Source organism: Paenibacillus konkukensis, from assembly GCF_023523925.1.
GTDB classification, from domain to species: Bacteria; Bacillota; Bacilli; order Paenibacillales; family NBRC-103111; genus Paenibacillus_S; species Paenibacillus_S doosanensis.
Genome location: NZ_CP027059.1, coordinates 5,257,454 through 5,281,872, shown reverse-complemented (window position 1 = coordinate 5,281,872; position 24,419 = coordinate 5,257,454). Strand labels below are relative to the sequence as shown.

Here is a 24,419-nt window from a genome sequence, read left to right as displayed (position 1 = left end):
TTACTGGTTAAAGATGTTTTCCAGTTTATTTGTGCCGGACGACTCCTCCGAGGGTGAAGCTGGCGCTGATGGCGCTGGCTCCGCAGGCGCTTCCGGCCGATTTCCATTCGTCGTTGACGAATCGGAAGGGGAGGGTAGCGGCTGCGCGGCCGACGGTTCGCGATCAATCGTAGCCGTTGTGCCTGCCGGTTGCGGCGATGGAGTCGCCATATGCATGGCATTGCCTTGCTGTGTGACAATCCGTTCGTTTTGCAGTTGCTGCTGAACCGTTACGCTGCCGCTCGTTACGCGCAGTTTGTCCGACTCGCTCATGGCTTTCAGATTGTCGTCCAGTGTCTTGCGAAGTTTGCGGGCAAGCTCGGTTGTCGCTTTTTCGAGCAGGTTCGGATCATGTTCCATCAAATCAAGCACTTTCGGATTTGCGGGATAATTAACCACAGCCGCTTCCTGCAATCCCGGCTCGATATAGGGCAGGGCATACAGTCGTGCGCCTTGCAAATAGGCATCGATAATCGCGCTTGACGTTTGCAAAATATCCTTCTCGTTCATTTCGAGCCAGATGACCGTTCCCGACAACTCCCGCGCTTTCTTCTTCGCTAACAGGACAAAATCCTCGCCGGTCGGGAAGTTGATTCGCACGTCGATGTACTGTCCTTTTTGAAGGTTGGAGGGAAGTTGAATGACATGAAACTCCTGCACCCGCACATCCTTCGGGATGGGCGTGCTCTCATACAGCATGGATGGCATCAGCGGCGTTCCGGGCTGCAATTCGATTTTGGCGCTTTTGCCGATGGCCGCTTCCCGTTCAGTAATCATCCCGGATGGCACCAGACTCGCGGGCATCGGGACAGACTTGAGGTCTTCCGCCGTCACGGTGCCGCCAGCCGGAATGGTACGCGCCACGGTCCAAACGCTTCTGCGCGATTGTTCCTCTATCGTTTTCAGTTCTTCTATTTGCCTTTCATATTGTTCCTTCATTTGCTGCTGTTTTTGCTCTTGCTCTGATTGCTTGATCAGAGAAAAAATAGCCACAGCCACAAGCAAACATATGCTTACGGCAATGGCGGCGATAATAAGCGTCTTGCGGTGCCGATACGTCCACGACATCGCTCACGTCTCCTTTCTCCTATATATAGAATTGCATCTCTTACCGGGCCTCGTCACGGCGCTCAGGCTTTTGCCGGGTTACAGCCTGATGCTGCTCCAGTTATTCTTGCGCCCATGCGGGCATATGCTCCGGTTTAATCAGACCCATAAAATCTTCCCGATTCCAGCGAGCCTCTTCACCGGTAGACAGATTGATCACGTAGACGGCGCGACCTCGGGAATTGGCAGAGGTGCCAAATCCGCTTAGAGCCAGCACAAGCTGGTTAACAGCGGTGCGATATTCGGGACGCAACCGTTCCGGCCGGATGACGACAACCTGGTTGCCAATGCGCATGTCTTCGCGAATCGGCTGGCATTGGGCTTGCGTAAGAGGAGATAGGGGGACCTCGACACTGGTCCTTTCTTCTTTGAGATCCTCCAGCTCCCATTGCACGCGAGAAATAAAGTCATGCACGGCTTCAAGATAATCCGCACCGACTGAAAACGCGTAAAATTGCTCGACACCCAACGAATGGTTTCGGGTGCAGGTACAAACCATGTACGGACGTTCGGCATTGGTTTCATCTATGCCAAGCAGCACCTCCACCTTCCCGATGGAGATGGCCTGAACGACTTCGTAGTTGTCCACCATTCGCTTCATTTCTTCCATCGTCCGTCCTCACTTCCTGGATAGTTGCGGTCTTCCTTCGTTCTCCGGTTTCGATTTGATTGACCGGCTTCACGAGATTTCTTTTTTGGCATGTGCGGCTGCTCGGTCTCATCCTCCAATACTTCAACGCGGTTGAAACCCGGCTTTTCTTGCATCAGGCGCTCATATTGACGACGCCTCCCTTTCGTGAAATACACCATATATCGCCTCCCCAGAAATGGGCATAAAAAAGCTCTCCGTCTTAGGGGAGAGTGCTGCCGAACAGGATCGTTATGTTTCAGTCACAGGTTAACGTTCCTGTTCCCGTTGCCGCTTTTTATACCAGCTTTCCAACAGTTGTACGATCAGGTCTTCCTTTTGCTTTTCAGTAAAGTCCCTCGGGAAGAAACGGTCGATCCGCTCGCGCCGAATGGTCATCTTTTCTTTCTGGTTCGGCTTCTCCTCTGTGAGAATCGAGAAGATGACATCCACGTTAAGCCGCCCGTCCTGGCTCAGTTTTTTCATGCGCTGCGCCTGCGCCAGCGAAGGCGTGCAGTCTTCGGACTGCATCGTTTCGTACAGGGCTTTCTGTTCTTCTTCGGCCAAGTAAGAAAGCTCTACAGCCGGGTTGAAGGCGATCCGTTTATCGTCCACCATTTCGAGAATGGAGGGGGTCAGTTCGGTAAGGCGGATATAGCGTGAAATTTGATTCTTGCTCTCGCCAACTTGTTCAGCGAGTATTTCCCTGGATTCTTTTCCCTCTAACTTCCGCCCAAGTTGGGCGGAAGTTAGGTCTGTTCTCTGTCCTTGTCTTTTCATCGCCTCCAACTTCATCTTATAGGCGAATGCTTTCTCGCTTGGCGAAATATTTTCCCGTTGCAGGTTGCTGTCCACCATAATGATCGTTGCCTGATCGTCGTCCAGTTCGCGGACGATACAGGGCATTGTCTCCATGCCGGCCAGTTCGCTCGCTTTTTTACGCCGATGACCGGCTACCATTTCGTAGCCGCCATCTGCCTTCGGACGTACCAGACCGGGAACGAGAACGCCATATTGCTTTACGCTGTCCGCCATTTCCAGCATCGCTTCATCCGCCTTCACCTTGAACGGGTGGCCGGGAAAATCGCTGATTGCAGATAAAGGGATGTCCAACACTTTTTCCCGCTTTTCATCGGCGCGGCTCTCCTCGGTGGAGAATAAATCAGCGACTGTGGTCAGTTTGATGCTGGCGCGCATGTCGTCTTTCGCTGCCAATGCTCTGCACCTCCTTCGTAAAGGCGGCATACGCTTTTGCCGTTTGGCCATTGGGGTCATGAGCATAAATGCTTTTTCCCCTGGCGCTCGTTTCCGCCGCGCGAATGGATAAGGGAATTTCGGTGTTGAACACGCGCAGCTTGTCGCCGTAGTCGCGCCGAAGAATAAAGGAAATGTCTTTGGCAAATTTCGTCCGGCTGTCTACCATCGTGAGCAGCACGCCGTCCAAAACCAACTTTGGATTGATCTGCCTGCGCACACGGGAAATGGTCTGCAACAGTTGGGTCATTCCTTTGGCCGGCAAATAATGCGCCTGTACGGGAATAATGACGCTGTCTGCTGCCGCCAACGCGTTGATGGTCAACATGCCCAAACTCGGCATGCAGTCGATCAGTACGTAATCGTAATCGGCTTTAACAGAGTCGATGTACGAACGCAAAATCGTTTCTCTGCTCATCGTATTGACGAGCGATACTTCTACAGCGGACAGTTCAATATTGCCTGGCATCAGATCAACACCTTCTTGGTGATGCAAAATACCTTCCCGCGCTTCATAGGATTCTTCCAGCATCGTTTTCGCCAGCAATGTGGCCAAAGATACCGACAGATTATCCGGTTCGTGGAACCCTAACGAATCCGTCAAGTTGCCTTGCGCGTCCGCATCGACCAGCAAAACCTTTTTCCCATTTCCAGCCAAACCGATTCCCAGGTTGACCGCCGTTGTGGTTTTGCCCACGCCGCCTTTCTGATTGGCGAGGGCGATCACCTTGGTCATTTACAATTCTCCTTTCACGCAAAAAGCCGGTTACGCTGAAAATTCTGTGCAACTGGCTTTTAAAAAATTGTCTATATAAAAAGAGAACACCGCATTAAGGGCGTTCTCTTGAATATTCTTATATTAAGACGCCCGTACTGATGGAGAAAAAGTAAGTAAATTGACGTGCTTTACTTTTTTCCATCTGGGGTCTTATGAAGTTCCATTCCAAACAATCCAAAGAACCAAAGTAACGAGTTGGTTAAACCATCCCGTGGGTTAAAGAGAAAGACGATTCACCCTCATTCCGATGTAATGAATTCTAAATTGGACTGTTCTGTCAAGGTAAGAGAGACCAAATTCAGTGTTCACTTTAGTTGTAAAGAAAATACTTACGTCTAGAAATAGACGGGTATTAAGCCATATCGATGTGTTATTATATAGATAAGGACGAATTGAGAGAAAGGTTGGTGGAACGTGGTTACTTTCCTTTTTATATCCATTTTTCTTTTATTAGTTTCAATTGCGTTTACGCGTAACAACAAAAATAATAAAAATAACATTCCCCCAACGTTTGCTCTTGTTCTCAATGGTGTATTATTCTTATCCTTAGTCGTATTTATTGCTTTATTTATGAAGAATAGTGATGTAATTACCCAAATACCTGCACCATATTACTGGCTTCTATTATTCGCCGGGCTCATAATTGAAATCTTTTCTTTCCGCCAAAAATATATACCTGGTCATTTCACCGCTGCCGCGATACACTGCTTTGTAGGGTTTGTCGCTATCTTTTCTATCGGCCTTCCGTTACTTGTACTAGCGTTGATTGAAATATGCATTGCTGTTTATCAGCATCGAAAGAACTAAGATAATGGTGCATAATCTGACAGGGGTCTTACCAGGGCTTTATCACGAAGTTTGATTATGAGTTAAGTGGACTGAAGTTCCTAAGATGAGACAGACTTTTTCAAAATTTGATTCTCCAGTTAACTCAGGAAACTCTTTTAATGCGAACGTACGTTTGGTATACTAAAATCAAACATACGTTCGGGAGTGGTTTTGATGGCAAAGAAGGAAGCAATGAATCTCATCCAGTTTCAAAAGGCATTCCAGACGGAAGAAGCATGCCATCGTCATCTTATGAAAATGAAGTGGCCTGAAGGCTTCCGTTGTCCAAAGTGTCAGCATGACAAGGCTTACGAGATCACGACACGTAAGCTGCCACTGTTTGAATGCGTCCGTTGTGGCCATCAAACTACTGTCATTGCAGGTACGATTTTCGAGAAAACGCGTACTGACCTTGTGAAATGGTTCTGGGCCATCTTTCTGATCGCTCACGATAAGCGAGGCGTTTCGGCGACGTATCTATCGGAGGAGCTCGGCATTGCCTATCAGACTGCATGGACGATCCAACATAAAGTGAGAAAGGCCATGGGCGAGCGCGATGCCTCCTATACGCTTGCCGGCATAGTTGAACTTGATGACGCTTTTTTCGGAGCGCCCACGGAGGGCGGGAAACGCGGGCGCGGCACGGAACAAACTCCCGTTCTCGTAGCCCTGTCGTTAGACAAGAAGGGCTGCCCGAAATATCTGAAAATGCAAGTGATTCCTGACGTGAAAGGTACCACGCTGGTGGATTTCGCACAGAAGTATATCGAAGCCGGGTCCACCATTTCCAGCGACAAGTATCGGTCTTACCAGGCACTGTCCAAACAAGGATACCAGCATGAAGCCAAGCTGTTTAACCCTGTTGAAAATCCGGATCATCTCAAGTGGCTTCATACGGTCATTTCCAATGCCAAAGCGTTTATTGGTGGTACGTTCCACGGTCTTGACTCGAAGCATTTACAAGCTTATCTGGATGAGTTTTGCTATCGGTTCAACCGTCGCGAGGTGAAGAGCGAGTTGTTCAACCGACTAGTTCAGTGTTGTGTTTTGTCCGGAACAATCACCTATCCTGAGTTAGTTGGATAATCAAATTTCAAAAAATACAAACCCAGTGCATATGTGGTCAAGACCCCATTTAGCGGACATTTAAGAAAAACCCTACCCAACAAGCTGTCGCCGGTACTCAATCGGTGACAGCTTGTTTAACTTCCTTTGAGGTCGGAAGTTGTTGTAAAAGTGGATGTAGTCCTCAATTCGTCTTTGTGCTTCTTCGACAGATTTAATATCATAGGGGTAGAGCCCTTCCGCCTTCAAATGCGAGAAGAAGCTCTCCATTGAGGCATTGTCATAACAATTGCCTCGGCGAGACATGCTGATTTGGGCGCCAACCTGTGGCAGCATGTCGTGGTACTTGTAGGACGTGTACTGGGACCCCTGATCGCTGTGAACGATCAGCCCGGTTACGTCCTTCTCCTTTTCAAACGCCCTTGAGAACGTCTGCAATACAAGCTCTGTGTCATTACGCTGGCTAATTTGGTAACTTACTATTTCGTTATTGCACAAATCCTTTATCGCGGAGAGATACAGCCAATCGTCGCCTACCTTGTACTGTGTAATATCCGTCACCCACTTTAGATTAGGCGCTTCCGCTTGAAACCGGCGATCTAAGACGTTCTTAATGGCACGATCGCCAATGTTCCAGGTCCGGCTGTAGTGGCGGTATTTTCGACGTATTTTGGAGTGTAGGTTCATCTTTTGCATGAGACGCAAGACCTTCTTGTGATTCATCCAAACGCCATGATCTTGATACAGGAACAGTTGGATCTGTCTGTAGCCGTAAACGCCGTTGTAGCGTTCATATGTTGCTCTAACCAGTTGCTTTGCAGCTTCGTCCTTATCTTCTTTCATGCGCTTTACATGGGCGTAATATCCGCTTGGGGAGACACCAACCTCTTTGCATAGCTCTGTGACGCGCTAAAATTTTTACGGAGCTCATGGACAACCCGATACTTCTCTGGTACACCTCCGCCTTCGTAATGGCCAACCACTTTTTTAGGACGGCATTCTCCAATTCCAAACGCTTAACGTAACGATCTTCATCGATGTATTGCTTACGTTTACCACGGTGATCCATAAGACCATAATCGCCCATTTGCTTGTAACGACGCATCCACACTTTGAGGCGATCGATGTCTACAATCCCTAATACTTCGGCTACCTTTTGCTTTGTCATCCCTTGAAGACGCATTTCAACCGCCTTCTTCTTCGTTTCAAAACTGTACGCGACAAACTTTTGCCCTTTTCTCGCCATAACGAAAAGCACCCCCTATAGTTTTCATCGGTTAAACACCAAGGTGTTTTTCCAATCTCCACTATAAGGGGTGCACTTCAATGTGGCACTGGGTTCTCATTTTGTATGATTCGGCAAACGCAATTAATTATCTAAAACATTATAATAATGCAACCAGCTTGAGCAACCGCCAGTTGCATTTGTACTGACTTGACCTGAAATGTTGCCAATATATGTTCCTGTTACTGCGTTTGGATTGTAGTATACATTTGTAGTATTGAGCGCACAGAATGTGTCGTTCTGATAAGTAGCTGTTGTTGCCACTGTTATATTGACTGCCTTACCGCTTAAATAAGAGTAGTAAGAATTAATACTATGGCTTTTTTCATACCAACCTGATGCTGTTAGCCAGGTGCGATTATCTGATCCGTCAATATAGTTTACAGTAGTTCCGTCATAACTAAATGTAATATTGTCTTTCACGCTATTGACATTCAGATTAATCGGGTCCTCCCAAACCGTTTGAAATGAACCACTTTTCGTTGTGAAAGCCAACGGCTGTATTTTATTTTCAAGGGCAGTGTCTTTTTTCGGAGCTTCAGTAATTGAAGAATTAGCTTTTGCTCTTTCGCCATCGGTATTGCTTAAATCTACATCTTTCGAAGCAGTCCCTACCTTGATAAGCAAGGTTCTATCTCTTTCGTTGTATTTTACTGGTGCCGAAACGACTCGTTCATTGTACGTCGTCAAAACATAATCAAAGAAATATTGGCTGTCATCCTTTTTAGTCGCTGACACAATATAGTACTCAACATTTTCTAGTGAAAATGGGATGCGAACATTGGCTTCCTCTCCACTAAAGCTCTGGATCTGCTTTGTTTCCACTTTAACCACTTTACCTTCAACAGCATATTTACCATTTGAAAATCGCTCGTTTGGAGCGGAATTTGTTCCTGCCGCGAATACATTACCTGGCCCAATTGAGATTAGGAAAATCAATAATAACACCAAAGCCATTGAAATAGGGTTACGTTTCATTTACAAAGCACCTCCAATTTTTGTGGTTATAGAAGATATCACTTGCCGTTCTTCCTGACAATTTTACATATTTTTCTCCCCTCCTAGAGACCCATTCTTTCCTTGCCTATAGAGCATAAGTCATAGTAGTTCATGTTGTCTAAACATATAGACACATTTGGAAGGAAAAACGTTGCAATGCGTATTGGAAATTTTACCAACCATTTAATTTCTTTAATGGTTGGGCAATGCTTCATGACTTCCGTTTAAATGTACTTGAATATATCAGCCTCTCTGGCAGACGCAAAGGCAGAACTTTCGAGACCGAATCACCGGAATATGCCGACGTTGTGGTTTTGATCACACCGCACCTTTCTGATTCTTGAAGACTATCACTTCGGACATCCACAAATCCCTTGTCATGCAATAAACCGGTTGCGCTGAATATCTCTCAGGGCTACTGCCTTTCTGAATTATATAAAAAGAGAACACCGCAAGGCGTTCTCTTGTATATTCATGCGTTACAGCAACATCATTTTCAAAGCTGATTCGTGAACTTATTCCATTGTATTCAATATGTCTACACACCCGACGTCCAAATCCAGGTCCAAAACGACGGAAACCTCAATTTTGTCTTTGAGCACCTTATTTTTGAAGTCGTTGCCGTCCGCCGTGAAAGTCATAAAACGCGCAAAGTGTTGAAAATAAAGGATTTCTACGTATCGATTCGTTGCATTCCTATTACGCACTCCACATGCACGGTATGCGGGAACATATCCACCGGCTGAACCTCGACGGTGGTATATCCCCCGTCCTCCAGTACCCGGAGGTCGCGGGCCAGCGTCGACGGGTTGCACGACACGTACACTACGCGAGATGGACGCATCTCGAGGATCGTGTCGAGCAGCGCTCCGTCGCAGCCCTTGCGCGGCGGGTCGACCACGATGACGTCGGGGGCGATGCCCTCCCGACGCCATTCGGGGATGACCACCTCGGCCGCGCCGGTCTCGAACTGAACGTTGCGGATGCCGTTCAGCCGTGCGTTGCGACGAGCATCGTCGATCGCTTCGCCGACGATCTCGACGCCGTACACTTGGCGCGCCCGTTGCGCCAAGAACAAAGAGATCGTGCCGATGCCGCAATAGGCATCGATCACGGTCTCTTCGCCGGTCAGCCCGGCGAAGTTGAGGGCTTGGCCGTACAGCACCTCGGTCTGTACGGGGTTCACTTGATAGAACGATCGTGCTGAGATCGCGAATCGGATGTCACCGATAGTGTCGTAGATCACATCGTCTCCCCACAGCACGCGCGTCCGATCGCCGAAGATGACGTTCGTCCGATCGGTGTTGATGTTCTGGCAGATGCTCTTGATGCCGGGGATTTCCTCGCGGATCAAGCCGACGAGCTCGTCCCGGCGCGGTATATCTCCGCCGTTGGTGACCAGGACGACCATGATGTCGCCCGTATTGAAGCCGTAGCGCGCCACGACATGGCGCAGCAGGCCTTTGTGGGTTTCTTCATTGTAGGCGCGGATGCCGAGCTCGCGGGCCATTCGCTTGACCGCCGCGACGACGCGGTCGTTGTTTTCCTGCTGTATGAGGCACTCATCCATATCGATGATGCGGTGGCTGCCTTGGGCATAGAAGCCGCCGACGAGGCCGCCTTCTTCGCCATCCGCTGCGGCTGCGAAGCCGATAGGCACCTGAGCCTTGTTCCGGTAGCGCCAAGGGTCGCTCATTCCGAGCGTCGGGCGCACCAGGATACCGCCACCGGAGATGGCAGAATCCATCGCTCCAGCCTGCTCTTGGCCCTCCACAGCGATCCCGCTGCCTGCGTCCGACTGCACTCCCTCAGCCGCTCCAGCCTGCCCTTGGCCCCTCGCAACGCTCCCGCTTACTGCTTCCGCCGCCCCCGCAACCCTCAGCTTCCCGATCCGCTCCAGGTTATCCACCACAAGCTGCCGCTTGAAGCGAAGCTGCGCTTCATAGCTCAGATGCTGCAGCTGGCAGCCGCCGCACTGGCTGTAGATCGGACAGGGTGCTTTGATGCGGTCGGGGCTGGCCTTGATAATGCGCAGCAGCTTGGCGTAGCCGTACTGCTTCTTCAGCTTGAGCACTTTGACGAGCACGCGCTCACCGGGCAGAGCCCCTTGAATAAAAAGGGTAAAGCCGTTCACACGGCCCACCCCTTCTCCCTCGTGCCCGATACCGACGATGTCGGCTTCTACTTCTTCATTTTTGGCTACCGGCAGGCCGCTTAAGTCGGCGGCAGGCCGGACCAGTTTTCTTCCCGCGGCAGACTGGCCGAAGGCCACCGAACCCGCTCCGCCCGCTTGCCCCGCCCGAGTATCGCCGGACTCCGTTCTGACGCCGCGCGAACCCGGCTTTGCTCCGTTCCGTCCTGTTCCAGGCCCAGCCGTCCTCGCCGTTTGCGCCTCTGCCTTCCATCCCGCCCCGGACTCCATTCCTGCACCGCGCGAACCCGACTTTGCTCCGCTCCGTCCTGTCCCGGGCTCAGCAGCCGTCCTCATCGCACGCGTACCTGCCTTCGCTCCGGTCCCGGACTCCGTCCCGGCGCCGCGCGAACCCGGCTTTGCTCCGTTCCGTCCTGTCCCGGGCTCAGCTGCCGTCCTCATCGCACGCGTACCTGCCTTCGCTCCGGTCCCGGACTCCATTCCGGCGCCGCGCGAACCCGACTTTGCCCCACTCCGTCCCGTTCCGGACGCTGCCGTCCTCATCGCACGTGCCCCTGCCCGAAGTCCCGCTCCGGACTCGCCCGGCGCGGAGCCGTCCTGCCGCCGTCCTTTGCCCTGCGCTTTGCCTTGCGGCCGCGGGCCTTTGTTATTGCTCTTCCTGCTCATTTCCGTCCACTCCAGCTTTGATTTTCCATGGCAGCTTGATTTGCTGCAGAGGATGTGTTTTATATACCGACTGCCCGCTCTCGTCTACGAAGATTTGCAGATGCGATGGCAGGTTCGTAAATACGCACGGCAAGGTGCCGCCGAATTCGCCGTCGAGGTTGATCTGCACGTAGTCGGGAGAGGTCACTTGAATATGAGGCGTTTGGAAATAAATAATGTTCGGATCGCCCAGATGCTCGCCGCGCAGCGCGAGGGTGACGAGGCGAATAAACTCGGCGAGGTTGCACTTCTTCAGAATCAGCACATCGAACAGGCCGTCGCTCAGCGACGCATCCGGCGCGAGGCGCTCGAATCCTCCGACCGAGTTGCTGTTGGAGATTAGGAACAGCATGACTTCTTCATGCAGCTCCGCTTCGTCGGTGCGGATGTACAATTCGATCGGACGCAGCCGCGGCAGCTTTTCCAGTCCTTTCATATAATAGGCGAGCTGGCCGATCATCGTCTTCAGCTTGCTCGGCACCTCATAGGTAAGCTCGGTCATGGAGCCGCCGCCGGCAATGTTGATGAAGTAGCGCTGATTCATTTTGCCTACGTCGATCGACCGCGTATGCTGCTGCAGGATGACGTCGACCGCCCCCTCCCAGCTGCGCGGAATGTTCAGCGCTCTGGCGAAATCGTTGGTCGTCCCGAGAGGCAGAATGCCGAGCGCCGGGCGGTAAGATTTCTCCGCCATGCCGTTGATTACTTCATACAGCGTGCCGTCGCCGCCGGCCGCAATGATGATATCGAAGCCGCGCTCGATCGCGTCGGCCGCCGCCAGCGTAGCGTCGCCTTCTCCGATGGTGGCGTGAGTCGACGTTTCCAGGCCGCCTCGTTCCAGCCGCTGCAGTATTTCGGGCAGCCGCTTCCTCATTTCTTCCCTGCCGGAAGTTGGATTGTATATCAGTCTTGCACGTTTGGTCATTCCTTAATCACCCGTTCGCCTCGATTTGCCGCATGGTTACCACTCCAAAAAGAAGCCGTCTGCTTCTCCATCCACCGCGCAAGCAGCGGGTGCGGAAGCAACGATCTCCCGTTATACTTATATGTATAGTTTTGCATACGAGAAGGAATCACCTCGCTCGTGAAATACCCTTCGCTTAAAAACAACGGAGCCACCAGCACCGAATAATCCGGCTTCCTCCGCCGCCAAGCTTCCAGCTTGCTTTGTATCTGATCCGGCAGAAGCATCGCCGTGCCGACTTCATCGAAGCCGCCCAGCGTCTGAATCCGCTCCGCCAGTCTGCTTAATCCTTCCTGCCACCGTTCGTGGAATCCCGGCTCGCTGCTGCCATGTCCGACGAGCAGAACGAGCTCCCGCGAAGGATCTGCTGATAACGGCTTCATTTTTTCATAAACAATGGACGCAATATCCGGATCGTCATCGATCGGAGACGTGAAATGAATGGTAGCCCGTATGGCGAAAGGCTTCATATCCGTAGGCAGCTCAGGCTTCGCCTTTACGCCGAGCGCATAGCTGATCTCATCGATGTGCGTGCTGCCCGAAGAGACGAACAGCGGGATGACGATCATATCCGTAACCCCGAGCGCCTCCAGAGCGGTAATCCCGTCCTGGATAAGCCGTCCTTCGACGATCTCAAGAAAAGAAGAATAGACCGGCACACCTTCCGGCACGCTCATCGCCTCTACGGCCTCATCGACCAGACGTACCCATTCTTCGCTGCGCGAACCGTGACTTATGACTAATATGCCGTATTTTACCACCAAGTATCCCCTCTCGCACAAGAAAGTCCGCTCACACGGGAAGATCATGCCTGCTGCATCCGCTTGCAATACAGGTTCAGGTTTAGGTTCAGAACATCGGCTCGTTATATGGCATGAGAAAAAGGACCCCAAGTCTTCCCGAGACTAGCGACCACGATACGCACATGTAGGACGTACGTCTCACTGGTATATCTTAAAGTTACACAACCTGACTTATTATAGCATAAAATGCATTCACATGTTGCTGCAAGCTAACCGGCTGCAGGAAATGCACCCATAACGGCAGGAACTCGCCATTAGCAGAAATCGGTACTCTAGAAGGGTCGAGAAAAAAGAGCGAAGGGTCCATTTGAATCTGGAAAAGCGCAAGCGTTCGCCTAAGAAAAACGGATGTTCTCCATAAAAAAGGAAGCAACCCTCCAAAAATCCGATTTCAAAGGCGATCGGAAGATCAGATGGGCACCGCAGCGGTCTTTTTACGACACGAAGAAAATCCCTCCCGTCTTGAATCGAGAAGGATTTGCGCGCGAAGCTTGGTGTGGAGGGGCTAGCGTCCGAGACGCTCCAGCGTCATTTTATAACCGTCGTTCCCATAGTTCAGGCAGCGCTTGACACGGGAAATCGTCGCCGTGCTGGCCCCCGTCTCCGCCTCGATCTGATTGTACGTATTGCCTTTACGCAGCATCCGCGCAACTTCCAAACGTTGAGACAAGGATTGGATTTCGTTCACGGTGCACAAATCGTCAAAAAATACATAGCATTCTTCAATATCTTTAAGCGTCAGAACCGCTTCGAACAGCTGGTCGATCGCTTTATCGTTCAATTTTTTCAATTGCATGTTCAATTTCAACCCCTTGATGGTCTGCTGCATTGCTTTAAAGGAATATATTCGACGCTGGAAGCGGAATTCCTTCCTTTAGATTAGCAATTCGTTACTATTTTTATGCGGTAATGAGGTAAAACCTTGAAAACATAACAAAACCGTGATAGGAGTCCAATCCATCCATTAGCCTACCACATAGACTAAATTAGGTAAAACGTCTATGCAATCTATATCCTCTATCATCACTAACCGTTCAGCTTCGGCTGTTTTTGATGAAATCCATAACAAAGGATCGTGAGACCTGTGAGTTATCAAAGGCCAATTATCGGGAACCAAGGGGCATCGACACGAAGTCTTCAGCAAGCGCCGCCCTTCTCCGGAGGCGGACAATTCCCTGTGCAGTATCCGGGTATGGAAGTCAGCAGCTTTGCGCAATCTCCCGTGCCTATGCAGCCGTCCGCCGGTGGCGGTGGCGGGGCCGGTGGTGGTGGCGGTCTCTCATCGCTCTTGAGCGGACTGGGAGGCGGCGGCGGGGCCGGTGGTTCCTTCAACATCGGGCAAATTAAGCAAATTATTGACCGGATGGGCGGTATCGAAGGCATCGTGGATACGATGTCCAAAGTACAGCGCATGGTCCAAAGCGTACAACAAGCGGCCCCCCTAGTCAAGATGCTGATGGGATCGCTCCTCAAGAAAAAAGACGGCGAAGCCGATGCCGACGCTCCCAAACGGAGGCGCAGACGCAAACGCAAGGCGGGCAGCGCACGCAAAACAAAGGTCAAACGCCGTACCCGCCGCTAGGAGTCTACTTTTGTGCATATTGAATGAATAATGACTGCCTAATTTGCCGCTAACGCTGCATGGTCACTGTCATTTGGCTTATATTTACCTTCTACGCGGTTCATCGGACAGACTCGTAGAAGCCCGGTGATGCGAGCGGAGGTGTCATTTGAATCTGGAAAAGCATCAGCATTCGCCTTTGTCCCCGGATTTCAACCCGTCAAGGGCCAACCATTCGAGAAATCCGGGGGACAACAGCGGAATGTCAAATAGGCACTGCAATGAGCTTTTTCAACGCATTTTAAAAATGCACGCTGCTTATCATGACGCATGATGGGCCGAGAGGCATTTCCTGTCATCCCCAAGCCAACAAACAAACCGTCCCTTGCCTCTCCTTCGTCACGCCCTGCCGGTGCGCCGCGCATTATGAACCGAAACGCAAACAAGGAGCTGCGCTGTTCGTTAAGGGCGGCTTTTTCCGTCCCCCCATGCAGTCTAGCAAACGCTTGCGATATTTCAATTTCAACGGCCTTTGCGCCCGTTTTTTCATCGGTTCTAGTATAATTCATTACGGTTTACACGGCCCAAGGTTGCGGCTCTTTACTCCCCGCATTCGATAACTAGCTTAGCGGAAACTTTTCCACCGCGTCAATACGCTGCCAGGAACTACCTTAACCCTCCCGCTTCTACATAGCCCTTCTTTCGCCTGCCTAATGAACAAATCCCCCAAAAGTAACGTGATGCTCTGAAGCTTATTCCGTCCGCATCCAGCCTAAGCTGGATCGGCGTCTAACCCTTCCTCTGGGATCGTTCTATGGGTAGACATTACTTTCGGGGGAGCCCACGGATTTCCACAGGAAATGGCTGCGCATCATTTCCTAAACAACGAAAAAGCCCGGCCGAAGAAGGAATTCCCTTCTTTGGCCGGACCCAAATAACGATGTCGGCTTCTTCGCCCTAGCCTTGCTGCGCAGCCTGCTTCGCCTTGATCGGCTCCAGCGGCTTATGGTTGCCGTAGTACGGGTACTCGCGCGTCGACGGAGCCGCCCATTGTACGGCATTGCGGATGACCGTGCGCACCTGCTCGTTGTAATACGTAGGGTACGTCTCGTGACCCGGACGGAAGTAGAAGATTTTGCCTTGGCCGCGGTGGAACGTGCAGCCGCTGCGGAATACTTCGCCGCCCTCGAACCAGCTGACGAAGATCAGCTCATCCGGCTGCGGAATGTCGAAGTGCTCGCCGTACATTTCCTCGGCTTCGAGCTCGATATATTGACCGACGCCCTCCACGATCGGATGGCTCGGCGCCACAACCCAGAGGCGCTCCTTCTCGTCGGCTTCGCGCCATTTGAGATCGCAGGATGTGCCCATCAGCTTTTTGAATACTTTCGAGAAATGGCCGGAGTGCAGGACAATCAGTCCCATGCCGTGCAGCACGCGATTATGAACGCGTTCCACGATCGCGTCGTCAACCGCCCCGTGAGCTTTATGCCCCCACCAGATCAATACGTCGGTATTGTTCAGCGTCTCCTCGGTCAGGCCGTGCTCCGGCTCGTCCAAAGTTGCGTAAGATACCTCCACCTCGGCGCCCAAACCTTCGCCGATCGCTTGATGGATGCCGTTCGGGTATACGGAACGCACCTTTTCATTTTCTTTTTCATGACGGAATTCGTTCCAGACGGTTACTTTCAGCTTTTGACTCATCGTTCCCATACCTCCATTATAATGGCGTTGTCGTACCTTGATTATATAAGATGCCGCCGCCCGAAAGATATTCTCAATACTGCCTCATCTGTATGCAAAAATGTCCTCGCCTCTCCAAACATGCTATACTATTGTTACCGAAGTAAGCAGAATGCTATGCAAAAATGTCTCCCTATATATGGAAACGGAGGTTGGAGCTGCCGCATGACGATGTGGAACGATAACGAAACGGACATACACAACGAGCTGGTCGATTACCAGAACCCTCTGCTCCGCCTGAAAATATGGCAAATCCAAAGCCCCGGCGCGACCGTTCCCGCAACCCAAATTAACCGCTGGCATTACCATAAGGAAGTCGAGTTTCTCGTCCTGATCGAAGGCGGGCTCAGCATTCAGACGAAGCATGACACGCGGCTGCTGCAGGCGGGCGACGTGCATCTGTTCGGCTCCTCCCAGCTGCATCGGACGAAGAAGGAGCTGCCGGTGCCGCTTACCTATATTGTCTGCCAGTTCGATCTGTCCCAGCATTTTGACGAGAGCACGATGCCGTATTTGCATTATTTCAGCGAGGCTCGGCGGCCGCTCGGGCAGTTGAACTATATTTTTCGTGAGCATCCCAAGGTGCAGCGGCAAGCTTACGACCTTATTATGGACATTTATCAGGAAAGTCAGCACCGGGCCAAAGGCTACGAGCTCGCCATCAGCGCCTCGATCCGCCGCCTGCTGCTGCTCTTGCTGCGTCACGATACCCAGGAAGTGCTGCACGGAGCGGATAACGCCGAGCTGATGCGGCTGCAGCCCGCCCTCGATTACGTTGAAGCCCATCTGGCTGAGAAAATCGCGATTGAGCAGGCCTGCGCCGTGCTCAATTTAAGCTATCATTATTTCATCAAATATTTTAAAAAAGTGATGGGTCTCTCGTTTGTTGACTATGTAAATTATAAACGGATTAAAAAAGCCGAGCGCCTCCTGCTCACCCGCGACATCAGCATTATGGAAGTCGGCGAAGCGGTCGGCATCCCCAATATGGCGCAGTTTTACAAGCTGTTCAAGCGGCATAACGAATGCTCGCCCAAGGAATTCAAACAGCGCATGCGCGGCGACGGCGGGATCGAGCAGACGGCTCAAATGACGTAAGGGAGCGGGCGAATCCCCCGCACGGCATCAGTCGGCTGTGAGAGGATTATCAGAGTACAGCCATTCACCCTTGCCAAGTTTATCTATACAATTAAAAGCGTGGTAAAAAAGTCAACGAAGCAAGCGAGAGCGATCTGGAGCAGCGAAGCGTTCGCCTTTGTTCCCGGACTTCACCCGTTTTACGGACTTACCTATTCAAGAAATCCGGGAACAAGAGCGATCGGAAAATGCTTTCGCATGCGCAGTGGGCGTTTTTCACCGGACTTTTAAAAGCCTGGTGAAAAAAGAGCGGAGGGGCCATTTGAATCTGGAAAAGCGTAAGCGGTCGCCTTTGAAAACGGATTCTCTCCACAAAAAAACGAGAAAATAATCCAAAGAATCCGATTTCAACAGCGATTGGAGGATCAAATGGACGCCGCAGCGGACTTTTTCACCACCCTTTTAAGATAGCAACGGAAATGCAAGGGAATGGTGAACAATGAAAAAGAATCGAATCGCGGCATGGGGCCGATTATTTGCGCTCACCTGCGTTTTGGTCGCCATGGCGGGCTGCAAAAGCAATGAACCGACGCCGGACGAGGCGATGCAATCGTTCGCGAACGCCTGGCAGCAGCAGCAGTACGAAGCCATGTACGAATGGCTCACCGCCGAATCCAAACAAAAAATCGACGCGACCGCGTTCGTAACCCGCCACAAATCCATCTATGACGGCATCGGGATGAACGATTTCTCCATCCAATGGCAGCCGATAGAACAAGATCCTAACCGAAAAATCAAAGACAAGCAGTCCTATCAGCTGCATGTCAATATGAACAGCGCATTTGGTCCTATCTCCTACGATCAGAATGCGCTTCTCGTCAAAGAGGACACCAACTGGAGAGTTCAATGGAATTCCACCTTAATTCATCCCAAATTGGGTGACACGGATAAAGTAAGGGTACAGGATACGAAGGCGGAGCGCGGAGAAATTCTGGATCGGCAGGGCTTCGGTCTGGCCGTCAATGAAGATAAGCTGGAGCTTGGACTTATTCCGCAGAAACTGCCGGAAGCCCCAGATACTTCGATCCAAAAGCTGGCCGATCTATTGAAGCTCGACCCGACAGCCATCCAAAATCTGCTCAATGCCTCTTGGGTAAAGCCGGATTATTTCGTTCCGGTGACTATCATCCCTAAGGGGGATCAGCGGTTTGAGGCGCTCACGGCGATACCGGGCGTCACTTACCGCACGAAAAAGGTGCGTTCCTATCCATTGGAGGAAGCGGCCGCCCATCTGGTCGGATACATAGGCAAGCTGACTGCGGAAGACCTGGCCAAATACAAGGATAAAGGGTATGGAGCCGATGATTGGATCGGCAAAACCGGCTTGGAGCTTTCCCTGGAATCCAGGCTTCGGGGCAAGGACGGCGGGCGTATCTACATCGTCGATGCGGACGGCAAGGAAAAAGCTACGCTGGCAAGCCGGGAAGCCGTAAATGGCGAGGACATCAAGCTGACTATCGATTCGGCGCTGCAGTCCGACTTATATCGCCAGCTCGCCAAGGACTCCGGGTCCGGTGCGGCCATACAGCCTATGACAGGGGAAGTATTGGCCCTGGTTAGCGCTCCGTCGTATAACCCGAACCTGTTCATTAGCGGCGTCACCGCCGAGCAATGGAAAACATGGACGGAAGATCCTAACAAGCCTCTGCTGAACCGTTTTGCCCGGGCTTACGCCCCAGGCTCGGCGTTTAAGCCGATTACAGCCGCTATTGCTTTGCAGGAGCACACGCTGGACCCGAATGCGGCGAAGGAAATTGTCGGGAAAACCTGGAAGAAGGACTCCTCCTGGGGCAATTACTATGTATCTCGGGTATCCGTATCCCAAAGCCAAGTCGATTTGTCCAAGGCGATGATTTACTCGGATAATATATATTTCGCTCAAGTGGCGCTGGAGCTGGGCGAACAAAAATTTATGCAGGACGCAGGCAAGTTCGGCTTCGGAGAGCAGATGCCCCTACCGCTCGCCTTCGACACTTCTTCCCTCTCCAATACGCCGAAGATGAAGAACGATATTCAATTGGCCGACTCGGGGTACGGTCAAGGAGAGGTCGTCATGAATTCGCTTCATGTCGCCACCGCATACACGGTGTTTACGAACAATGGCACGATGCTGAAGCCGACCCTGCTCTTAAGCGAAGCGGCCAAGCCCGAGCCTTGGAAAAGCGGACTGCTGAGTCCCGACGTCGTCAAAACCGTAACCGACAAAATGGTCGAGGTCATCGAAAATCCGGCCGGCACAGGCCACGCCGCGATGATCAAAGGCTTGCGATTGGCCGGTAAAACCGGCACCGCCGAGCTGAAGCAGAAAAAAGACGTCTCCGGTCAAGAGAACGGCTGGTTCGTCGCCTTCAACACCGACAATCCCCAACTTCTGCTCGCCTTGATGGTCGAGCAGGTCCAGGAACGCGGCGGCAGTCATTATTTGAGCGAAAAAGTCAAATCCTTATTTCAAACCTATATAAGAACCTCCAGATGAGCGAAATTTCCACCCTTCTACATTAAAATTAAAAAAGAAGAAACGGCGCCTACCGCCGTTTCTTCTGTCTGTTGAGAAGCCTGTTGCCCCTGAAAAATGCGAAAGGTGGTAGGTGAGGTGTCCCCTGTAGGAGCGATAGCGTCCGCCTTTGTTCTCGGGAAATACCCGCTATAAAGCGGAATATAATCAAAATTTCCCGAGAACAAGAGTGGCCGGAAGGGGATACCTCACCGGAGCACCACAGCCCATCTGAATCTTTCAGCCTTCTCCACAGATTCCAACGGCTTAACAAAGCCGTTTCTTCTTTTTTCCCCTCACCGAAACGAATCCTTAACATCCACCATCACCTGGTCGTGATCCGCCTCCGGCTTGCGGTACGTAGAATGTTGAATCAGCCTTTGCAGCTCCTGATCATACTCATTGCTGTCGAACGGCAGACGCACCTTGCTCTCGCGAATGGAGGACAGCACCATGCCGTTGATGATCATGAGCGAATGCAATCCTTCTGCCGCGGGAACCAGCGGCTCTCGCCCGTCTGCGATCGCTTGGAGGAAATCCTCCAAAATCCGCTCATGCCCGGGTCCGGCGCTTTCTTCCCAGGCCATTTCCGATACGTCATGCTTGACCGTACCGAACGCTTGCTTCGCGTGTTGAATATAGTCAAGCGCGGACTCTGCATTTTGATACAGCGTCACTTTTTTATCCTCGTACACGAGCTTGCCGTATTCCCCGACGATTTCCAGCCTGTCGGTGCCGGGCCATTCCGACGTAGAAGCGACAAAGCTTCCCATCAGCCCGCCCGGGTACTCCAGTACGGCATGCACTTCATCCTCAACCTCGATATGATGGTACTTTCCGAACGCAGCCGTTGCCGTAATGGCCTGAGGCAGGCCGAACAGCCACCACATCATATCCAGATTATGCGCGCACTGGTTCAACAGCACGCCGCCGCCTTCGCCCTTCCATGTGCCCCGCCAGTTCCCTACATTGAAATAGGCCTGCGGACGGAACCAGTTCGTATTAAACCAGGCAAACCTCATCAGCTTCCCGAGCTTGCCTTCCTGTACCACTTGCCTGATAAACTGCCATTGCGCAGTTGTGCGCTGCTGATAGATCGCGGCAAATACGAGCTCGGGCTTGAGCTTCTTTTGCTCCTCATAGACCGCAGCCATCCGCTCCGCGTCCTTCACATGGGCGGCTATCGGCTTTTCCACCAGAACATGAATATGTCTGCGCAGCGCCTCGATCGTTACGGTCGTATGCTGATAATGCGGCGTAGCCACGATAACCGCATCCAAATTCCCGGCGTCGAGCATCGCGATATAATCGGTATAGCCCCGTACACCGTATTCCTCGGCGAGCTGATTTACTTTTTCTTCCTTTTGGCTCCATATGGATACAACCTGACAATGCTCCATATGGGACAACTGCTCATAATAAAGCTTGCCCATGTTGCCCATGCCAATAATCCCGATGCTGATCTTCGCTTTTTTTTCCATCGGCTGCACCGCCTTTCCGCTGTCTAATAGCATACAGTAGGCTTAGGGAGAGGTCTGGCGATTTGCTCGACATGATAGCCGAATCCGTAGCCTGTCAGGCTGCCAAGCTGTACTTTACCTTGCTTTCTCTGATACAACCCCGGATGAAACCGGGCTTCGTAATGAGAGGCTTCCGGGTAAAATTGCATCCCGTTCGTTTCCACTCCCATAATTGTACCTGCATGATAGGCTAACAGTAAATGAGGAATTTGCGCGAGCATCGGATTCGTCAAATCCTGCACCATCAGCGTCATGCCATGTGCCTTGGCCCAGCAGAGACTGAGCAATGCGCCTGTTTGCGTCTTGCAAGTTTTGAGCGCAACGCCGGTCCAGCCGAGCTCCCGCCCCAGCTTGACAAGCTCCCAGTCGTGGGCGCTTTCGTCCATGAACAAAGGCTTGCGCGCACTGACGCTGCGGACATCAAGCCGATGCTGCTCCAGTTCATAAGGGAATGGCTGCTCGATATACAAAATCGCTTTATAAATCTCCGGATGCTCCTGCATTAACCGGTCTAAAATATCGTTCACATAGCTGCAATCCGTCACCTGACAATTGAAATCGGCGGTCAGCCATACGACCTGGCGGGCCAATGCGATTTCTCCGACCTGCACTAGCCGAGAGTAATCCCACTTTGGATCATTCCCTGTCAGCTTGACCTTCAAGCATCGTAAGCCGTCTCGTTCAATCCAATCCTCCAGCGTGTACGGATAGCCGTCGTCGCGTTCGTCGCCGGTCAACTCGTGCCGGTACAGCAGGTCTTTGCCTCCTACCAAGTGCCATGCGACCAATTCTTTTTGCTCAGGAATGGAGAAAAAATGTTCCGGATACACCCCATCGAAGCTGACCGATGACCCTGCTGCCGGCTCCAGGTAAGCGGACAAATCCGCGTTCATATAGGTCCCGTTATAGGTCTCATAGATGTTGACCCGATTCGTTTGCCCGTAAGCATCATGAAGCGCAATGTCGAACAAGGAGAAGCAGACGAGCGCCGCCAAATACGGCACAGGTTCGGGCAAGCCCGAGCTTGCGTTAAAAGCATCGACCACCCCTGGAAGACGCTGCTTCAGATACCGTACGCCCAGCTCGAACGGATGGCCCTGCTCCTTCCACTCGGGCAGATCCTCGGCAATAAGGCGGCACATCTTCTTCAAGGCTTGCTCGCGCGCTTCGTAGCTAAGGGAACTCGGCCATACCCATTGTACGCTTAACGGCGTTTCCCCCCAGCCCTCCGCACGTTCGCCTAGCCGATTTTCCGTCTGGATGCATACTCTTGCGCAGGTTACCGTCGTCAGCACCTCGGCGCCGAACTTCAAAGGAACGCGGGTTTGCACGGGCAGTTCATATAACTGCAAGCCTGTTATCGTAATATCATACGGCTTCATGACCGGCCAGCCTCCCCGCTTCGCTCATCAAGTTCCTAATGTAGGCCACCTCTTCCTGCAGCGCAGGAATTAGCAGATCCAAGCTGCTGCTATGATAAAAAGGCTGAAAGTTCAGCACGCCTTGAAACTTCGCTTCATGCAGCGCCTTCGCGATCGCATGCCAATTCGTTACGCCGTCCTGACAAGGCGTCCACTGCTTGCCCCAGCCTTTGCCCGGAGCCGTTCTGCCTTCCGGATTGTACACGTACTTGGCATCCTTGATTCCCATACCGGCCAGATAGCTTCCTAGCGTCATAACCGCTCTTCTCCAGTTATCATTTCCTTCGTGAAATTGATTGCCCGGGTCCGGCATAATGCCGACGTACTCGGACGGCAAACCTTCTACAAGGGACAGCGCCGCATAGGAATGATGAATGAGCATACGGTCCCCGTGATGGATTTGGTACACCGCCTTGAGCTTGTATTTGGAACACAGCTCGGCCATTTGATGCATCAAGGCACGCGCTTTGTCCATTTGGGCAAACAAATGCTCCTGCTCGTCATACGCGAAGTACGACATGCGAAAGCTGCGGATGCCCGCATCGGACATGACTTTCAAAGGGGTGTCGTCCTGTGCGAGCATTTCCGGCGAAAAACCGGTTGTGGCGAACTCCACCTTCAAATTGCTGCGCTGCATGGCCCGTACAAAGGCGGGAGCTTCTTCCGCAAACCGTTCCGGAGTAACCCAATAGCCTTCGCGAACGACCAAATCGACCGCATCGAAGCCGCTCTCTCCGGCAACCGTAGCGAGCCGATTAACATCATAGCTTTGCAAAAACTTAGGAAACAAGGTGTACAGCATCGATCCAACCTCCCCTCTCTGCCGGCTAAGCCAAACGATCCAGCATATCCCAGGTAACGACCATTTTCGGTTTGGCGCCGTTCAAGAAAGCCTTTACATCTTCAACCGCCTGCTGGCCGATATGATAGCTTTGCCCACCGGCCAAATGGGATGTATAAATGCAGTTAGGCAGCGTGCGGATCGGATTGCTCATCTCTGCAGGCTCCGGATCGGACACATCGAGAAAAGCGAACAGACGCCCTTTTTCCAGCTCCGCAATCAATGCTTGCTCATCAATGCAGCCGCCGCGGGAGGAGTTAATAAAGACCGCATCATCCTTCATCGCCTGGAATTGTTCGGCCCCCATCATACGGCGCGTGCTGTCCGTCATCGGGGTATGCATCGTGATCGCATCGCACTGCTCGCAAAGCTCCATCAGCGTATCCACCTTCGTCGCCCCAAGCTCTGCCGCGGCTTCCTGCGTGATATACGGATCGTACAGCAGCACCTTTGGACCGAAAGGCCGCACGAGCTGCAGGAAATATCGGCCTACCTGGGATGCGCCTATGATGCCGACCGTCGATGCCGCCAAATATAGCTTATTGGGTACCGGCGCTCTAAATTCGGTTTGGTTCGATTGGGCATTCGGAATGATTCGGCGCAAGCCGATGATCATTTCCCCAAGGACCATCTCGGCTACCGTCTTCCCTATCGCCGGAGCGCAGGATGCGATCATAATATCGCTGCCGCGCAAATCGTCGGTGAAGAAGCCTTTGACCGAACCTGCGGCATGCTCCCACAGCTTGAGCGAAGGACATGCCTCCAGGATGGGTTTCGTAGGCTTAGGCGTTCTCCAGGACCCTATAGATACTTCGCAATCCTGTAAAAAAGCAGCCGCTTCCTCGTCGCTAAACTGTACATCCGTCGGATTCCATTTTACTTGGGCAGCCGCTTCAAGCTCATTGCGGCTCGCTTCCGAAAATATAGCTTTTTGCATACTAACCGGCATTAAGACTCCTACTTTGGCCATGTTCCACCCACGCCTCTCCGTCATTATTTTACATAGCTAGTGTAACACCCCGCGAAATAGGGACGAATGGCAAAATCGAATCATTACTTGTCGTTTTGTGTGATCATTGATATGGTAAGGGAAGA

The 24,419-nt window shown here is 51.9% G+C and carries 22 protein-coding genes and 1 pseudogene; 4 read left to right on the top strand and 19 right to left on the bottom strand.

The features are described 5' to 3' along the window. From SK3146_RS23110 to SK3146_RS23090, 5 genes are all read right to left on the bottom strand, one after another. A complete protein-coding gene (locus SK3146_RS23110) occupies nt 1-1,107 on the bottom strand; it encodes an SAF domain-containing protein (RefSeq protein WP_249860986.1) in 1,107 nt (368 codons plus the stop codon). 100 nt (nt 1,108-1,207) lie between these two features. Continuing rightward, nucleotides 1,208-1,756 carry a hypothetical protein gene (locus tag SK3146_RS23105; protein WP_249860985.1) on the bottom strand — a complete coding sequence of 183 codons (549 nt, stop codon included), beginning with the start codon at nt 1,754-1,756 and terminating at the stop codon, nt 1,208-1,210. Then, entirely contained in the window at nt 1,744-1,956 is a 213-nt protein-coding gene (locus SK3146_RS23100) for a hypothetical protein (RefSeq protein WP_249860984.1), read from the bottom strand. The genes SK3146_RS23105 and SK3146_RS23100 overlap by 13 nt, the downstream gene beginning before the upstream one ends. Nucleotides 1,957-2,044: 88 nt before the next feature. Beyond that, nucleotides 2,045-2,989: a ParB/RepB/Spo0J family partition protein gene (locus SK3146_RS23095; protein ID WP_434006815.1), complete on the bottom strand. Its 945-nt coding sequence runs from the start codon at nt 2,987-2,989 to the stop codon at nt 2,045-2,047. Next, complete coding sequence (locus tag SK3146_RS23090) at nt 2,937-3,764, bottom strand: ParA family protein (protein WP_249860983.1); 828 nt, start codon at nt 3,762-3,764, stop codon at nt 2,937-2,939. The genes SK3146_RS23095 and SK3146_RS23090 overlap by 53 nt, the downstream gene beginning before the upstream one ends. A 1,044-nt stretch (nt 3,765-4,808) precedes the next feature. Between SK3146_RS23090 and SK3146_RS23085 the strand changes: the two genes are divergently transcribed. Next, nucleotides 4,809-5,720, top strand: a complete 912-nt coding sequence (locus SK3146_RS23085; protein WP_249860982.1) for an IS1595 family transposase — start codon at nt 4,809-4,811, stop codon at nt 5,718-5,720. Nucleotides 5,721-5,792: 72 nt separating this feature from the next. Here the strand turns inward: SK3146_RS23085 and SK3146_RS23080 are convergent. The 8 genes and pseudogenes from SK3146_RS23080 to SK3146_RS23050 all read right to left on the bottom strand — a co-directional run. After that, nucleotides 5,793-6,545: pseudogene (locus SK3146_RS23080) on the bottom strand (IS3 family transposase); the annotation flags it as partial. Continuing rightward, on the bottom strand, nt 6,529-6,945 hold the full coding sequence (locus SK3146_RS23075; RefSeq protein ID WP_124331914.1) for a helix-turn-helix domain-containing protein: 417 nt from the start codon (nt 6,943-6,945) through the stop codon (nt 6,529-6,531). The gene SK3146_RS23075 and the pseudogene SK3146_RS23080, both read right to left, overlap by 17 nt. A gap of 123 nt (nt 6,946-7,068) precedes the next feature. After that, entirely contained in the window at nt 7,069-7,962 is an 894-nt protein-coding gene (locus SK3146_RS23070) for a hypothetical protein (RefSeq protein WP_212962144.1), read from the bottom strand. 536 nt (nt 7,963-8,498) lie between these two features. Next, nucleotides 8,499-8,624: a hypothetical protein gene (locus SK3146_RS35045; RefSeq protein WP_283942779.1), complete on the bottom strand. Its 126-nt coding sequence runs from the start codon at nt 8,622-8,624 to the stop codon at nt 8,499-8,501. 32 nt (nt 8,625-8,656) lie between these two features. After that, nucleotides 8,657-10,576, bottom strand: coding sequence for a 23S rRNA (uracil(1939)-C(5))-methyltransferase RlmD (gene rlmD / locus SK3146_RS23065; protein WP_434006907.1), 1,920 nt, complete (start codon nt 10,574-10,576; stop codon nt 8,657-8,659). 205 nt (nt 10,577-10,781) lie between these two features. Then, a complete protein-coding gene (locus SK3146_RS23060) occupies nt 10,782-11,765 on the bottom strand; it encodes a diacylglycerol kinase (RefSeq protein ID WP_249860981.1) in 984 nt (327 codons plus the stop codon). After that, a complete protein-coding gene (locus SK3146_RS23055) occupies nt 11,762-12,565 on the bottom strand; it encodes a sirohydrochlorin chelatase (RefSeq protein WP_249860980.1) in 804 nt (267 codons plus the stop codon). The genes SK3146_RS23060 and SK3146_RS23055 overlap by 4 nt, the downstream gene beginning before the upstream one ends. A gap of 547 nt (nt 12,566-13,112) precedes the next feature. Beyond that, a complete protein-coding gene (locus SK3146_RS23050; RefSeq protein WP_028549983.1) occupies nt 13,113-13,403 on the bottom strand; it encodes a YerC/YecD family TrpR-related protein in 291 nt (96 codons plus the stop codon). A gap of 288 nt (nt 13,404-13,691) precedes the next feature. Between SK3146_RS23050 and SK3146_RS23045 the strand changes: the two genes are divergently transcribed. Then, on the top strand, nt 13,692-14,189 hold the full coding sequence (locus SK3146_RS23045) for a hypothetical protein (RefSeq protein WP_249860979.1): 498 nt from the start codon (nt 13,692-13,694) through the stop codon (nt 14,187-14,189). Between the two features lie 191 nt (nt 14,190-14,380). Here SK3146_RS23045 and SK3146_RS23040 read toward each other — a convergent pair whose 3' ends face one another. Next, on the bottom strand, nt 14,381-14,737 hold the full coding sequence (locus SK3146_RS23040) for a hypothetical protein (protein WP_249860978.1): 357 nt from the start codon (nt 14,735-14,737) through the stop codon (nt 14,381-14,383). Between the two features lie 388 nt (nt 14,738-15,125). Beyond that, nucleotides 15,126-15,872 carry a ThuA domain-containing protein gene (locus SK3146_RS23035; RefSeq protein WP_249860977.1) on the bottom strand — a complete coding sequence of 249 codons (747 nt, stop codon included), beginning with the start codon at nt 15,870-15,872 and terminating at the stop codon, nt 15,126-15,128. A gap of 210 nt (nt 15,873-16,082) precedes the next feature. On the opposite strand from SK3146_RS23035, the gene SK3146_RS23030 reads away from it, so the two are divergent. Continuing rightward, entirely contained in the window at nt 16,083-17,009 is a 927-nt protein-coding gene (locus tag SK3146_RS23030) for a helix-turn-helix domain-containing protein (RefSeq protein ID WP_434006814.1), read from the top strand. A gap of 478 nt (nt 17,010-17,487) precedes the next feature. Next, nucleotides 17,488-19,524, top strand: a complete 2,037-nt coding sequence (locus SK3146_RS23025; RefSeq protein WP_249860975.1) for a penicillin-binding transpeptidase domain-containing protein — start codon at nt 17,488-17,490, stop codon at nt 19,522-19,524. 314 nt (nt 19,525-19,838) lie between these two features. Here SK3146_RS23025 and SK3146_RS23020 read toward each other — a convergent pair whose 3' ends face one another. Genes SK3146_RS23020 through SK3146_RS23005 form a run of 4 tightly spaced genes read right to left on the bottom strand, consistent with a single transcriptional unit; the run spans nt 19,839 to nt 24,294 of the window. After that, nucleotides 19,839-21,023, bottom strand: coding sequence for a Gfo/Idh/MocA family protein (locus SK3146_RS23020; protein ID WP_249860974.1), 1,185 nt, complete (start codon nt 21,021-21,023; stop codon nt 19,839-19,841). 23 nt (nt 21,024-21,046) lie between these two features. Continuing rightward, nucleotides 21,047-22,444, bottom strand: coding sequence for an enolase C-terminal domain-like protein (locus SK3146_RS23015; RefSeq protein ID WP_249860973.1), 1,398 nt, complete (start codon nt 22,442-22,444; stop codon nt 21,047-21,049). After that, nucleotides 22,431-23,285, bottom strand: coding sequence for a sugar phosphate isomerase/epimerase family protein (locus tag SK3146_RS23010; RefSeq protein WP_249860972.1), 855 nt, complete (start codon nt 23,283-23,285; stop codon nt 22,431-22,433). The genes SK3146_RS23015 and SK3146_RS23010 overlap by 14 nt, the downstream gene beginning before the upstream one ends. A gap of 25 nt (nt 23,286-23,310) precedes the next feature. Then, on the bottom strand, nt 23,311-24,294 hold the full coding sequence (locus SK3146_RS23005) for a hydroxyacid dehydrogenase (protein ID WP_249860971.1): 984 nt from the start codon (nt 24,292-24,294) through the stop codon (nt 23,311-23,313). Nucleotides 24,295-24,419 lie beyond the last annotated feature (125 nt).

Excerpts from the sequence above, each read along its gene's own strand:
- SK3146_RS23070 (WP_212962144.1), bottom strand. The coding sequence starts at position 7,962 with ATGAAACGTAACCCTATTTCAATGGCTTTGGTGTTATTATTGATTTTC.
- SK3146_RS23020 (WP_249860974.1), bottom strand. The coding sequence starts at position 21,023 with ATGGAAAAAAAAGCGAAGATCAGCATCGGGATTATTGGCATGGGCAAC.
- SK3146_RS23035 (WP_249860977.1), bottom strand. The coding sequence starts at position 15,872 with ATGAGTCAAAAGCTGAAAGTAACCGTCTGGAACGAATTCCGTCATGAA.
- SK3146_RS23025 (WP_249860975.1), top strand. The coding sequence starts at position 17,488 with ATGAAAAAGAATCGAATCGCGGCATGGGGCCGATTATTTGCGCTCACC.
- SK3146_RS23005 (WP_249860971.1), bottom strand. The coding sequence starts at position 24,294 with ATGGCCAAAGTAGGAGTCTTAATGCCGGTTAGTATGCAAAAAGCTATA.
- SK3146_RS23110 (WP_249860986.1), bottom strand. The coding sequence starts at position 1,107 with ATGTCGTGGACGTATCGGCACCGCAAGACGCTTATTATCGCCGCCATT.
- SK3146_RS23010 (WP_249860972.1), bottom strand. The coding sequence starts at position 23,285 with ATGCTGTACACCTTGTTTCCTAAGTTTTTGCAAAGCTATGATGTTAAT.
- rlmD (WP_434006907.1), bottom strand. The coding sequence starts at position 10,576 with ATGAGGACGGCAGCTGAGCCCGGGACAGGACGGAACGGAGCAAAGCCG.
- SK3146_RS23075 (WP_124331914.1), bottom strand. The coding sequence starts at position 6,945 with ATGGCGAGAAAAGGGCAAAAGTTTGTCGCGTACAGTTTTGAAACGAAG.
- SK3146_RS35045 (WP_283942779.1), bottom strand. The coding sequence starts at position 8,624 with ATGACTTTCACGGCGGACGGCAACGACTTCAAAAATAAGGTGCTCAAA.
- SK3146_RS23105 (WP_249860985.1), bottom strand. The coding sequence starts at position 1,756 with ATGGAAGAAATGAAGCGAATGGTGGACAACTACGAAGTCGTTCAGGCC.
- SK3146_RS23085 (WP_249860982.1), top strand. The coding sequence starts at position 4,809 with ATGGCAAAGAAGGAAGCAATGAATCTCATCCAGTTTCAAAAGGCATTC.
- SK3146_RS23015 (WP_249860973.1), bottom strand. The coding sequence starts at position 22,444 with ATGAAGCCGTATGATATTACGATAACAGGCTTGCAGTTATATGAACTG.
- SK3146_RS23040 (WP_249860978.1), bottom strand. The coding sequence starts at position 14,737 with ATGAATTATACTAGAACCGATGAAAAAACGGGCGCAAAGGCCGTTGAA.
- SK3146_RS23030 (WP_434006814.1), top strand. The coding sequence starts at position 16,083 with ATGTGGAACGATAACGAAACGGACATACACAACGAGCTGGTCGATTAC.
- SK3146_RS23100 (WP_249860984.1), bottom strand. The coding sequence starts at position 1,956 with ATGGTGTATTTCACGAAAGGGAGGCGTCGTCAATATGAGCGCCTGATG.
- SK3146_RS23090 (WP_249860983.1), bottom strand. The coding sequence starts at position 3,764 with ATGACCAAGGTGATCGCCCTCGCCAATCAGAAAGGCGGCGTGGGCAAA.
- SK3146_RS23060 (WP_249860981.1), bottom strand. The coding sequence starts at position 11,765 with ATGACCAAACGTGCAAGACTGATATACAATCCAACTTCCGGCAGGGAA.
- SK3146_RS23050 (WP_028549983.1), bottom strand. The coding sequence starts at position 13,403 with ATGCAATTGAAAAAATTGAACGATAAAGCGATCGACCAGCTGTTCGAA.